This is a genomic window from Nocardiopsis sp. NPDC006832, assembly GCF_040635885.1.
Lineage (GTDB): Bacteria > Actinomycetota > Actinomycetes > Streptosporangiales > Streptosporangiaceae > Nocardiopsis.
On the sequence record NZ_JBEYLC010000019.1, the window covers coordinates 66,125 to 78,865 of the forward strand.

At 66.6% G+C, this 12,741-nt stretch carries 12 protein-coding genes; 10 read left to right on the forward strand and 2 right to left on the reverse strand.

The window, feature by feature from the left end:
- Positions 1 to 271 precede the first annotated feature (271 nt).
- From ABZ717_RS11920 to ABZ717_RS11935, 4 genes are all read left to right on the forward strand, one after another.
- The gene (locus tag ABZ717_RS11920; protein WP_358508543.1) at positions 272 to 1,114 is read left to right on the forward strand and encodes a helix-turn-helix transcriptional regulator; all 843 of its coding nucleotides are present in this window, start codon (positions 272 to 274) and stop codon (positions 1,112 to 1,114) included.
- 9 nt (positions 1,115 to 1,123) lie between these two features.
- A complete protein-coding gene (locus tag ABZ717_RS11925; RefSeq protein WP_067598116.1) occupies positions 1,124 to 1,306 on the forward strand; it encodes a DUF397 domain-containing protein in 183 nt (60 codons plus the stop codon).
- 306 nt (positions 1,307 to 1,612) lie between these two features.
- Positions 1,613 to 1,792 (forward strand): DUF397 domain-containing protein, encoded by a 180-nt coding sequence (locus tag ABZ717_RS11930; RefSeq protein WP_358508545.1) that lies wholly within the window; start codon positions 1,613 to 1,615, stop codon positions 1,790 to 1,792.
- 352 nt (positions 1,793 to 2,144) lie between these two features.
- Positions 2,145 to 2,387 carry a hypothetical protein gene (locus ABZ717_RS11935; protein ID WP_358508547.1) on the forward strand — a complete coding sequence of 81 codons (243 nt, stop codon included), beginning with the start codon at positions 2,145 to 2,147 and terminating at the stop codon, positions 2,385 to 2,387.
- Between the two features lie 343 nt (positions 2,388 to 2,730).
- Here the strand turns inward: ABZ717_RS11935 and ABZ717_RS11940 are convergent, their stop codons facing one another.
- Positions 2,731 to 4,680: a heavy metal translocating P-type ATPase gene (locus ABZ717_RS11940; protein ID WP_358508589.1), complete on the reverse strand. Its 1,950-nt coding sequence runs from the start codon at positions 4,678 to 4,680 to the stop codon at positions 2,731 to 2,733.
- 335 nt (positions 4,681 to 5,015) lie between these two features.
- On the reverse strand, positions 5,016 to 5,732 hold the full coding sequence (locus tag ABZ717_RS11945) for a phosphatase PAP2 family protein (protein ID WP_358508591.1): 717 nt from the start codon (positions 5,730 to 5,732) through the stop codon (positions 5,016 to 5,018).
- Between the two features lie 778 nt (positions 5,733 to 6,510).
- On the opposite strand from ABZ717_RS11945, the gene ABZ717_RS11950 reads away from it, so the two are divergent.
- The 6 genes from ABZ717_RS11950 to ABZ717_RS11975 all read left to right on the forward strand — a co-directional run bounded on the left by ABZ717_RS11950 (position 6,511) and on the right by ABZ717_RS11975 (position 12,722).
- On the forward strand, positions 6,511 to 7,188 hold the full coding sequence (locus ABZ717_RS11950; RefSeq protein ID WP_358508549.1) for a GntR family transcriptional regulator: 678 nt from the start codon (positions 6,511 to 6,513) through the stop codon (positions 7,186 to 7,188).
- A gap of 480 nt (positions 7,189 to 7,668) precedes the next feature.
- On the forward strand, positions 7,669 to 8,772 hold the full coding sequence (pdhA, locus tag ABZ717_RS11955) for a pyruvate dehydrogenase (acetyl-transferring) E1 component subunit alpha (RefSeq protein WP_358508551.1): 1,104 nt from the start codon (positions 7,669 to 7,671) through the stop codon (positions 8,770 to 8,772).
- 16 nt (positions 8,773 to 8,788) lie between these two features.
- Positions 8,789 to 9,805: an alpha-ketoacid dehydrogenase subunit beta gene (locus ABZ717_RS11960; protein WP_304077291.1), complete on the forward strand. Its 1,017-nt coding sequence runs from the start codon at positions 8,789 to 8,791 to the stop codon at positions 9,803 to 9,805.
- An 11-nt stretch (positions 9,806 to 9,816) separates the two neighbouring features.
- Complete coding sequence (locus tag ABZ717_RS11965; protein WP_358508554.1) at positions 9,817 to 11,118, forward strand: dihydrolipoamide acetyltransferase family protein; 1,302 nt, start codon at positions 9,817 to 9,819, stop codon at positions 11,116 to 11,118.
- A 116-nt stretch (positions 11,119 to 11,234) separates the two neighbouring features.
- A complete protein-coding gene (locus ABZ717_RS11970) occupies positions 11,235 to 12,326 on the forward strand; it encodes a hypothetical protein (RefSeq protein ID WP_358508556.1) in 1,092 nt (363 codons plus the stop codon).
- Between the two features lie 21 nt (positions 12,327 to 12,347).
- Positions 12,348 to 12,722 carry a DUF952 domain-containing protein gene (locus tag ABZ717_RS11975; RefSeq protein ID WP_358508558.1) on the forward strand — a complete coding sequence of 125 codons (375 nt, stop codon included), beginning with the start codon at positions 12,348 to 12,350 and terminating at the stop codon, positions 12,720 to 12,722.
- Positions 12,723 to 12,741 lie beyond the last annotated feature (19 nt).

Consider the following 12,741-nt stretch of genomic DNA (forward strand, 5'->3'; position numbering starts at 1 on the left):
ACGCGTTGGTGCGCTTGCGGTGCGTCACGTCGGCAGGCAAGGGGTTGGAACAGCAGGGCGCCATGGGCGCGCACCTCCTGGCTCGGGCGCCGTCTGGAACGGGACGACGCAACAGAACGAGTACAGTCCACATCTTGCACCCTAGAAATCTAGGATTCAAGCGCTATGAAATAGATTGCTAGTCCTGAGATTGCTAAATGTCCGGTTTCTCGCATTGGGAGCTACCATCAGCAGCACACAGAAGCAGCGCACACGCACCAGGAAGGCCAAGGTGGCAGCCAGTCCCACGATCCGGAGGCGCCAGCTCTCCGCCGTGCTCCGGAGAATGCGGAAGGATGCGGGTCTCTCCTTGGAGGAGGCCGCCAAGCGGGTGGAGTGGTCCCGCGCGAAGCTCGGGCACATTGAGACAGGCGAGCGCAAGAGGCCGAGCGTGGTGGAGATCCGGGCCCTGCTCCACGAGTACGGCGTCGATACAACCGATCCTCGCCACGAGGCCGTCCTCACACTGGTCAGGAACGCCCAACAGCGCGGCTGGTGGACTCGCTACGACGACATTCTCACCGGCTCCTACGTCGAGTTGGAAGCCGAAGCCACGAGCATCGCGAACTATGAGGCCTTCGGTGTACCCGGGCTTCTACAAACACCTGGGTTGGCCAGGCTCATGCAACGAGCACGACTCTGGCGCAATGCCGAAGACATTCAGCGTGCAGTTGATGCCCGAACCCGTAGGCAACAGATCCTTACCGGCGAGAATCCGACCCAGCTTTGGGCCGTTATCGAAGAACACGCGCTCCAAAGGCTCGCAGGCGCCCCCGAAGTCATGCTCGAACAGATCGAGCACCTGATCGATCTCGCGGACTCCTCCAACAACGTGACCCTCCAAGTGCTCCCCACCGACGCAGGGGTGCATGCTGGCGTAGCAGGCCCGTTCGTCATCATGGACTTCGCCGAACCAGCAGGACCCATCGTGTATCTGGAGACCTACACCGATGGCCTGTACCTCGAACGAGACACCGAGATCGCACGATACCGGCGCCTGTGGGACCACATCCGCACCTCGGCGTTGGACGAGGAGCGGACGATCCCGTACTTGAAGAAGATGATGAACCGATAGGAAGAGCCGATGTACTCGTTCCCTGCTGAGGCCTCCTGGCGTACGTCCTCCTACACGCAGCAGCAGAACTGCGTAGAAGTCGCGGACACCCCAGGACTGTCTGCTGTCCGCGACACCAAGAACCGGGATAACGGCCACCTGGCGTTCATGTCGCCCGAGTGGCACGCGTTCATTGACAGCGTGAAGTCCTGACCGGCTCCGAACACGGCCAAGAACGAAGGCCCCCGGGTGAACCGGGGGCCTTCGTGTACTCGTTCCACAGGCAATATATCCCGCAATCGATGTTCCGGGAAGAGTGAGGACTTGTAGCGTCGGGCTCTCGCAGTGTGGGCAGCACGATGCGGTCGAAGGCCGAAGTTCCCCCGATACAGCCACCATGCGCCATGGGAGCAGGGTGTGTCACCTCCACTTTCCACAGGATGTGGATAACTTCTGCTCACCACCGAATGTGCCGGGTCTACTCGGAAGGCATCAGTCCTCGACTCGGGAGGGCGGCGCATGATCATCCCCTTGAACTTCCGCGAGTCCGGCTACAGCGCGACCGGCCACGGCTGCGTCGAGGTCGCCGGCTCCCACACCGGCACAGCGGTCCGAGACTCCGAACACTCGGTCGAGGGGCAGCCGGCCTCCCCCTCGACCGAGTGGGCCTCGTTCATCAGGGCCACCACAGGCTCGTAGCCGGTGAAGACGAAGACACCGATCCTCGCTTCGGTGTCGCGGTGAGAATCCCACCCATGCCTGCCTCCCCCTATGGCGGAGCATCCTTAACCCGGGATGCAACCCATCTCAGCACTCCCCATGTGGACAAATACTCATGTATATCTTTATCTCGAATTGATGCGGTCTTCGGTTACCCTGACGAAGGCGGTCTTGGCACGAAGCGATCGGCGCAGATTTGATTCAGGGGATCTCGATCGCCGACCTGCAAATTGTCGGGAAGCGAGGCATCGAGAATTATCACTGTTCGATGGCGCATTTCTCTTGGTCGCACCGGCCGCCACCAGTCCGTATAGCATCAGATTGAGGTTTTATGAAGTCCTGGCGTTCTCTTGCCGCCGCCGGTTTCGTCGCATGCGCCGCCGCGGTCGTTCTTCCGCTGAGCGCGGGCACCGCGTCCGCCGCGGAGGCCGATTGGGACGTGGTCGGCGGAGCCTCCGGCACGATGGACGATTGCGTCGCCGAAGCCAAGGAATACCTGGCCGAGCCGTACGTGGACTACACCGAGTGGAAGTGCGAAACCAGTGATGGCTCCTGGACGCTCTTCGCTCGCTAGTCGCGCTGGTTCGAGAACAGCCGATCTCTTGTGAAAGCCTCTGCTGCGATGTGCCTTCGCAGCAGAGGCTTTTTCATTTCCTCCGGTGTTTCCCGGACGGTGGGGTCGGACGGATACCGGCAGGATGAGGACCGACGTCCTGTCGCGACGAGGCCATCACAGTGAGGGCAGCGCGATGCCGGCGGAGACCGAACTCCCCCGATACAGCCACCATGCGTCATGGGAGCAAGGCATGTCACCTCCGGTTTCCACAGGCTGTGGATAACTCCGACTCGCCACCTAATGTGCCGGCTACATCACGAAGGCATCGGTTTCCAGCCCGGGAAGTCGAGGTTCGCCCGGGTCAGTCGGCGGGACGCAGGTCCAGACTCCTCAACAACTGGGCGTTGAGCGCGACGATGATGGTCGACAGGCTCATCAGCACCGCACCGACGGCCGGAGCCAGGACGAACCCGATCGGCGCCAGGACACCCGCCGCCAACGGCACGGCGACGACGTTGTATCCCGCCGCCCACACCAGGTTCTGGATCATCTTCCGATAGCCCGCGTTGGACAGTTTCCGGACGGAGACCACACCTCGCGGGTCGTCCGAGGCCAGCACCACCCCGGCGGACTCGATGGCCACGTCCGTGCCCGCGCCGATGGCGATACCGACGTCGGCACGGGCGAGGGCGGGGGCGTCGTTGACCCCGTCGCCCACCATCGCCACCCGGCGGCCGCGCTCCTGAAGATCACGAACCACCGCGTCCTTCTGGTCGGGCAGCACCTGGGCGAACACCTCGTCGAGACCGAGCCTGCCGGCGACGGATTCGGCGACGTTGCGAGCGTCACCGGTCACGATGGCCACCCGCAGGCCCTGCTCCTTGAGTTGTCGGACGGCGGACGCGGATTCGGGTCGGATCTCGTCGGCCAGGGCCAAGGCTCCGAGGATGGCCCCATCGTCGATCACGTGCAGCACGGTCGAGCCCTGCTCCCGCCAGGGACGGGTGCGTTCGGCCAGTTCCTCGGGCTCGGTGAGCCCAAGGGACTCCAGCAGGGCGGGCCCGCCCACGTGCACGTCGATCCCGTCCACGGTCGCCCGAACACCGTGTCCGGGCAGCGACTGGAAGTCGGTGGCCCTGGGGAGCGAACCGGTCTCGCGGGCCGCATTGACGATCGCCTTCGCCGAGGGGTGCTCGGAGTCGGCCTCGACGGCACCGGCCAGGGACAACATGCGTTCGGGTGACTCACCATCCATGGCGGTCATGTCCAGGACCGCGGGAGTGCCCTTGGTGAGGGTGCCGGTCTTGTCGAACAGCACCGTGTCCACCAGGCGGGTGCGCTCCAGTGACAGCCGGTCCTTGACCAGGATGCCGTTGCGCGCGGACAGGGTCGTGGAGATCGCGATGACCAGCGGAATCGCCAAGCCCAGGGCGTGGGGGCAGGCGATCACGAGCACCGTGACGGTCCGCTCGACGGCCTGGCTCGAATCCCCCAGGAGCAGCCCCCAGACGAGCGAGGTGATGACGGCCGCGGACAGCGCGAACCAGAACAACAGTCCGGCCGCCCGGTCGGCGAGCGCCTGGGAACGTGAGCGCGACTCCTGAGCCTGGGAGACCAGGCGTTGGATTCCGGCGAGCGTGGTGTCGTCGCCGACGGCGTCCACCCGAACCCGCAGGGCGGAGTCGGTGGCGACGGTCCCGGCGACCACGCGGTCGCCGTGGGTTCGGGTGACCGTGCGGGACTCGCCGGTGATCATCGATTCGTCGACGTCGGCACGGCCCTGGAGCACGGTGCCATCGGCGGGCACACGCCCCCCGGAACGGACCAGGACGGTGTCGCCGGCGACCAGTCGCGCGATGGGGATCTCCTCGACCTCACCGTCGGCGCCCACGCGTTCGGTCTGGTCGGGCAGGAGTTCGGCGAGTGCCTCCAACGCTCCGGACGCCTGGCCCAGCGCCCGCATCTCCAGCCAGTGGCCGAGGAGCATCACCACGACCAGGAGGACGAGCTCCCACCAGAAGTCCAACTCCATGCCGACCACACCGAACGTGGCGAGCAGGCTGGAGCCGAAGGCAACCGTGATCGCCATGGCGACCAGGGTCATCATGCCCGGTTTGCGATCGCGCAGTTCGGCGGGCGCACCGGCGAGGAAGGGCCATCCGCCGTAGAGGAAGACGACGGTGCCCAGGAGCGGCGGTACCCAGGTGAGCGCGTCGGGGACGTCGTAGCCGAACCAGCCGGCCACCATGTGGCTGGTGAACACCACCGGAACGCTCAAGAGCAGGCTCCACCAGAACCGCTTTCGGAACATGGCGGCGTGGTCGCCATGGCCCCCGTGCCCGCCATGTCCGCCATGCCCGCCATGCCCGCCGTGCGCGTCATGGTCGTTGTGACCTTCGTGCTCACCATGGCCGTGATCGTGCCCCGTGTGATCGGGGTGACCGTGAGTGCCCGTGTTCATGTGTACATTCCTTCCCCCGCGAACCCCCTCTAGGGGTGCCTTCGGCGCGGATGTCCGCGGTGTCGCTCACTTCCTTCAACGAAACATACCCCCTAGGGGTATTCCGAATCGAGGCGTGTTCCCCGAAGAAAAAGGAGCGCCCGTCGATCTCCTCGACGAACGCTCCTCGTGTCCTTCTGTCGAACCTAGGCCGCGACCTCGGATTCCTTGCCGTACCAGGGCCACCAGTGGACGGTGTGTCCGTGCGGGATCATCCGGTCCAGACGGATCGTCAGCCGCAACGCGAACCCCCCGGCGATCATCCCGGCCAGCAGGTCCGTGAACCAGTGGAACTGTAGGTAGATCGACACGGTCGACTGCAGTAACGCGATGCCCACGATGCAGTACGCCAGGCGTTTGATGATGTGTGGTCGGGCCGCGCCGAACCTGATGATCAGGAACAGCACCAGCCCGTAGATGAGGATCGCGTTGGCCCCGTGCCCCGATGGGAAGGCCACGTTCCCCGCCCCGGCGAAGAAGTCCGGGTCGTGGTACTTGGCGTGCCCCCGGTTGATGAACAGCTTCATCACCGAGACCATCGACATCACCCCGAAGACGCCGCCCGCCCCCAGGATGATCGGCCGCCAACTCCGGTGCCAGTAGGCCAGCTGGACCGCGGTCACGCCCAGGACCGGCAGGGCCACGTAACGGGAGGCCACGTTGTCCGGCCAGTAGATCAGCGGCTCGCGCAGCGCGTCCCAGTAGGGCCGATACGCGTCGTTGAGGAAGTTGTCGACCGGGTGCAGCGGCCCGGCCGCGAGCATCGTCACGACGATGAGCGCCACGAAGAGCATGATCGCGAGTCGGTCCGAGGCGAGCCCCCACGCGATCTCGCTCACGCTCGGCCACTTCACGGCGCGCACGACCGGCGGCCCCGGGGCGAGCTCATCGGCTCGGACCACGGGTATGGGACCGCTGTACGGACCGGGTTCGGGTCTGCGCCGTTCCGGTTCGTGAGGCGGAGGTTTCTGTCTGGACCGTGTGTGCCTGGCCCTCGGAGAATGCGTCATGTGCTCAGTGCTGTCTCACACGTCGTGGGCTTGCCTGTGGCACTGCTGAGGCGTGGGGGACGGGCTAGCCGCGGTTGTCGGACTGGTTCTGACGGCCTCGGGGTCGACACCTGGTGTTGGTAACGTACCGAGGGGCGTTTTCCTCCCCCCGCACCCGGTTCGACGACCGAACCTTCAGGCTGGTTCGCGGTGTTCGCGACCGGCTTTTCGCAGGTTCGGCATTCCAAGGCGAACAGATCGTCGTCATCGATGTCCCCCACCCGCGCCGGCCCCACTCCAATTCCGTTCACGCAGGTCAGGCGGCATCTTGAGCTGTGGCCGTGAGGTCCACTACATTTCATCCGGCCTTTTCCAGATATCGCCGACAGGTGAGCCTACCCGGCCACGCTATGCCATTGGCGCCTCGACGACACGAATGTGATCCTTCTACCTCGGACTTTGCCGAAGCCTCCCCCGGCCGATTCGACCGCTTCACCTGACCGCGATCCGTTCGTTAGGCTTTCGTTAGCACCCCGTGCCCGAAGGTCCGGTCGACCCACCAGGGTGTGGCACTCTTCAAAGAGCTTGTCAGACAGTGGTGTGCGGGCCTCGAAGCCGGTCGCACCCGGGACGGAGAACGGAAGGGCCCTGGATGGTCGACCTCCCGCAGTTGCCGGATGATCCCTCGAAACTGGCCCGTGAGCCGTTGAGGGAGCAGATCCGGCAGGTTCTGGTCGAGGGCCTGTTGTCGGGTCGTTGGCAGCCGGGCGAGCGCATCGTCGAACGCCGGGTCGCCACCGAACTCAAGGTGAGCCAGGCGCCGGTCCGCGAGGCCCTACGCGAGCTGGAGACACTGCGTCTCATCGAGACCGTGCCCAACAAGGGCGCCAGGGTCCGGGCGTTCGGTGTCCAGGACATGGCGGAGATCTATCCCGTGCGTGCCGGCCTGGAGCTCGTCGCCGCCCAGTTGGCCGCTCCGCGTCTGGCCCAGGACCCGTCGCCGCTGGAGCGCGAGGTGGAGGCCCTGCGGGACGCGACGGCCAGGGGCGACGTCACCGACCAGATCCGGCACAGCGTGGAGTTCCACCGCGAGGTCGTGCGGGCCGCGAACAACAGCGTGCTGTTGCACACCTGGGAGTCCCTGGGCGTGGAGGTGTGGACCGCGCTCTCGGTGCGGTGGCTCGACATGGAACTGCACGCAAAGGCGGCCGACCACGCCCAGATCACCAAGGCGTTCCGTGAGGGAGACCCCTCCGTCGGCCAGATGCTCAGCGACCACGTCCTGAACTACGTCGAGGCGGCGCTGAAGACCCACGAGGGCAGGCACTGAAGGAACCCGATCCGGACCGGGTCTCGGTGCCGGGATCCGGGGTCGATCTGGTGTTATGCGCGAAACTTCGGGTATCTCCCGTAAAGTTGTATTGATCGATCATCGATCAGAACGTAGAGTGTGCGCGACACACGTCACACCGCTACACGCGTACGCCCTGGTGGCACGGTGTCGTTCATCCGGCCGGTGAACGAACTCGGACCACCTCTCCGCGCATGCTTACCGCCCTCCAGACCGGGAAGCAATGCCCTCAAGGGTTTCGGCGCGACAACTGCACACGCGACCCGACTCACTTCGCGTCCACACGCGGGCCCCGCCACGGCCCCGATGGACGCTCCCCGCAACAGCCACTGTGTCGCCGCCGATGAGCCCGGCGGCGACACACGCTCGGGCCACGCCTGACAGCGGGGCCCGAGCGGGCCAGGCCACCCGACCCACAGGTCGGGAGGGCAGGCCTTCTCGTACGTAGAAAGGCACGACATGGCTGACACGGCCAAGCCGAAGGGCGGGACCGCACGGGCCTCCACGGCCAAGCGGCGCACCCGCAAGGACACGACCGGTCTCGGAAACGAGAAGCCGGAGACGCTCCTCGACTACTACCGCCAGATGCTGTTCATCCGGCGCTTCGAGGAACGCACCGGCCAGGCCTACACCCAGGCCCGGATCGGCGGTTACTGCCACCTCAACCTCGGCGAAGAGGCCACCGTCGTCGGTCTGATGACGGCCCTCCAGGAGCGCGACTACCTGTTCACGAACTACCGTGACCACGGGTACGCGATCGGCAAGGGCATGGACCCCAAGCGGGTCATGGCCGAGCTCTACGGGCGCGTCGACGGCGTCGCCAAGGGCTGGGGCGGGTCGATGCACATGTACGACACCGAGACCCGCATGCTCGGTGGCTACGGCATCGTCGGCGGACAGCTGCCGCTGGCCACCGGCGCGGCGCTGGCCGTCACCTACCGCGGCGGTGACGAGGTCGTCATGTGCCAGATGGGCGACGGCACCACCAACATCGGCGCCTGGCACGAGTCCCTCAACATCGCCAAGCTGTGGAACCTGCCCATCGTGTTCGTGGTGATCAACAACTTCACCGGCATGGGCACCACCGTCGACATGGCCTCCGCCGAGCCCGATCTGTACAAGCGCGGCGCCGCCTTCCGCATGGAGGGTGAGCGGGTGGACGGCCGCGACGTCCTGGCCGTGCGCGACACCACCGCCAGGCTGGTCGAGCGCGCTCGCGAGGAGCAGACCCCGTTCCTGCTGGAGGCCTGGAGCTACCGGCAGAAGGGCCACTCCGTCGTCGACCCCGCCAAGTACCGCACCGAGGAACAGAAGGACGAGGCGCGGTCCGACGAGAACGACCCCATCACGATCTTCGACGCCCAACTGACCAAGGCCGGCGTCCTCACGGACGAACTCCGCGAGGAGATCGCCGCCTCCGTCAAGGCCGAGGTCGCCGAGGCCGCCGACTTCGCGGAGAACAGCCCGCACCCGGACCCGTCCACGCTCTTCGACTACACGTACGCCACCCCGGTTCCCAACGAGTCGCGGCGCATGCCCGCCGACCCGGTGTTCGCGGAGTAGGGAAGGAACCAGTCACATGTCCGTGATCACATACCGCCAGGCTCTGCGGGACACTCTGCGCGCCGAGATGGTGCGCGACGAGAACGTCCTCGTCATTGGCGAGGAGATCGGTGTCTTCGAGGGCTCCTACAAGATCACCGAGGGTCTCCTCAAGGAGTTCGGCCCCCGGCGCGTCAAGGACACCCCGATCGCCGAAGAGGGCTTCGTCGGCGCGGCCGTCGGCGCCGCCATGCTCGGTCTGCGCCCCGTCGTCGAACTCATGACGATCAACTTCTCGCTGATCGCCATCGACCAGATCATCAACCACGCCGCCAAGATCTACGGGATGTTCGGTGGCCAGACCAGCGTTCCGCTGGTCATCCGCACCCCCGGGGGCGGCGGCCAGCAGCTGGGCGCGACCCACTCCCAGAACATCGAGCTGTTCTACTCCTTCATCCCCGGCCTCAAGGTGATGGCTCCCAGCACCCCGGCCGAGGCCTCCTCGATGCTTCGCGCGGCCATCCGCGACGACGACCCGGTGCTGTTCCTGGAGAACCTGGGCCTGTACAACTCCAAGGGTGAGGTCCCCGACGACTACGCCGAGCCCGAGAACGACAACGCCGCCACCATCGGGCGTGCCGCGGTCACTCGCGAGGGCAGCGACATCACGCTGATCGGCTACTCCCGGATGGCCATGGTCGCGAACCAGGTCGCCGAGAAGCTGGCCAAGGAGGACGACATCAGCGTCGAGGTCGTCGACCTGCGCAGCCTGCGTCCGCTGGACCGGCAGACCTTCGTGGACTCGGTCAAGAAGACCGGTTCCGCGGTCATCTGCGAGGACGACTGGCTCACCTACGGGATCGGCGCGGAGATCGCCGCCTCGATCCAGGAGGGGGCCTTCGACTACCTGGACGCTCCGGTTCGTCGAGTGGCGATGGCCGAGGTGCCGATGCCCTACGCCAAGCCGCTGGAGACCGCGGCCCTGCCGTCGATCGAGTCGATCAGCACCGTGATCAAGGAGACCCTGAGCGCCGTCGGCAAACGGGTCGGGTAGAGGGAGATTCAATGAGCGAGATCCACATGCCGCGCCTCTCCGACACCATGGAGGAAGGCGTCATCTCCACCTGGGTGAAGAAGGTGGGGGACAAGGTTTCCTCCGGTGACGTGCTGGTCGAGATCGAGACCGACAAGGCCGTCATGGAGTACGAGGCCTACGAGGACGGTTACCTGGTCAAGCAGACCGCCTCCGAGGGCGACACCGTGGCGATCGGTGAGGTCATCGGCATCATCGGCGACTCCCCGGACGCGGTGCCCGAGGAGTCGGGTGGCTCTGACGCTCCCGCGGCCGAGGAGAAGGCCGCCGAGCCCGAGGACGAGGCCAAGGGCGAGGACGAGCCCGCCGAGGCGACCTCCTCCGCCCCCGCCGAGCCCACCGCTCCGGCCGGCGACGTCGACGGCCCGCGTCCGCGCACCTCCCCGCTGGCCCGCAGGCTGGCCAAGGAGTACGGCCTGGACATCACCAAGGTCCAGGGTTCCGGCCCCAAGGGTCGGATCGTGCGTGCCGACATCGAGGCCGCGGCCAAGGACGGGCACGCCGCCAAGGACGCCCCCGCCGCGGAGAAGGCCGCTCCGAGCGCGCCCGCCGAGGCGTCCGCGGCGCGGTCCTTCGACGACGGTCGCGACTCCGAGGAACTCAAGACCAGCAACGTGCGCAAGGTGATCGCGCGCCGTCTGACCGAGAGCAAGCAGACGGTCCCGCACTTCTACCTGCGTCGCGCGATCGACGCCGAGGCCCTCAAGGCCTTCCGTGCCCAGATCAACGAGCAGCTGTCGAGCACGGGCGTCAAGATCAGCTTCAACGACCTGATCGTCAAGGCGTGCGCCACCGCGCTCAAGCTCCACCCCGCGGTCAACACCTCCTGGGTGGAGGACAAGCTGGTCCAGCACCACCGCGTCAACGTCGGTGTGGCGGTGGCCGTGGACGCCGGTCTGGTCGTTCCGGTGCTGCACGACACGGACAAGGCCACGCTGTCGGAGATCTCCACCCGCACGCGTGACCTGGCCGGCAAGGCCCGCGACAACAAGCTCAAGCCGCAGGAGATGAGCGGCGGCACGTTCAGCGTGTCCAACCTGGGCATGTTCGGCGTGGACAGCTTCTCCGCGGTGATCAACCCGCCGGAGGCCGCGATCCTGGCCGTGGGCGCCATGCGTCCGGAGCCGACGGTCGTGGACGGTGAGGTGCGGGTGCACAACCGCATCTCCCTGGAACTGTCCGTCGACCACCGTGCGGTGGACGGCGCCGTCGGCGCCGCGTTCCTCAAGGACCTCGCCGAGATCCTCGAAGAGCCCATGCGGATCATCCTGTAGGTCATCGGCGACGCTTCCGTGCGTCGGCGAAGTCGAACGCCCCGGTCGGGCCCTCCGGCCGGGGCGTTCGTCATAGCCGGCATGATCGACGCATCACCATGGAAAGGCCGCACAGTATGACGAACCACCTCTGGTCCGCCGAGCGGATCAGCGCCCTCGGCACGCTGCTCTGGAATGTCGACCCCGGGAAGTGGACCGAGGCCGACCTGTCTCGGATGGCGGTCGAACAGGGCTGGCGTTGGGAGGCCGGAGAGTGGGGGCCGATCCTGCGCACACGCTCCTACGGTGACCCGTGGTTGCGCCCGGTCGACGACTTCATGGAGATCCACGTGACCCGCGAGGAGTACGTGGGCCTGCACTTCCCGTTGGGGCGGGTCGGAACCGGGGCACGGGAGCAGGTCGAGGCGTTCCGTGACGCGGGCCGTGCCCTGCGCCAGGGGTTGGGCGAACCGAACGTCATCGGTTCCGACGACGAGAGTCCCTTCCATGGTGAGATCCCCTACTGGGGTGCTCCCTTCCTGCGCTGGCGCCGGAGCGATCACAGCCTGGACCTGCGCGCCGGCCGCGATGGCCCGGTCCTGTGCCTGGTCCCGACCTCCCCCGCCGAGGGTTGGTACTGGTACCAGCGTGAGCACGGGGGTGATGTGACCGCCGGTTTCCTCGGGGTGTCCATGACCGGCGACGTCGGCGGCATGTCCATCGCGGGGATCACCCGATTCGACGACTGGAAGCCCTACGCGCGCCGGTTGGTCGACGTCTTTCGCGACATGCCGTCGGAACTGACCGCGATGGACCACGAACGTTCCTTCGGCTTCCACGGTCGCTTCCCCGGTGAGGAGGGCGGTCCCTGGGTCTTCCACTTCGAACTCGGTGAGCACGTGTGCTTGGGTCTGGACCGGGTCGCGGCCGACGCGCTACGGAACGATCCCGAGGCGCCCGACCCGGAGGAATTCGGTTGGGTCGAGGCCACCGCGGAACGCCATCTGGAGATGGAGGTCACCCACGTCTCTCCCGCCTACCGCTTCGACGAGGTCAACGCGGTGCGCCTGGCGATGCTCGTGTTGGAGACCGCCGAGGCCCTGGGGATCCGCACCCCCGAGGACCTCTCCCTGACCGACAGCGGCGACACCGTCCCGATGCCCGGCGGTGGGTGGCGTGAGGCCTATCGGATCAGCGACTACGGGCTCTGTGTCACCGGTAATCCCTGATCCGGGCGGTACCGTCCGCCCATGAGCCTTGTACTGCACCTGACCGAGCTCTCCCGGTGGTCGATCGGCGGGGACGTCGAAGCCACGTCCTTGGACACCGAGGGATACCTGCACGCCTCCCCCGACGAGGCGACCATGCTCGCCGTGGCGAACGCCTTCTACACCGACCCGGCCGAACCCCTGGTCGTCCTGGTGGTGGACACCGACCTGCTGGACGCCGAGGTCCGTTGGGAGTCCGCCGCCCCGGTCCCCCCACCCGGGGTGGGCTCCGACGTGCGCTTCCCCCACATCTACGGTCCCATCCCCCGTCGCTCCGTGACTTCGGTGCTGCGGCTCGTCCGTGACGCGTCCGGACGCCACACGGCGTTGGAGGAGAGCCGGCCGCCCACCCCGTGAGTGTGAGCTCGACCGGTCG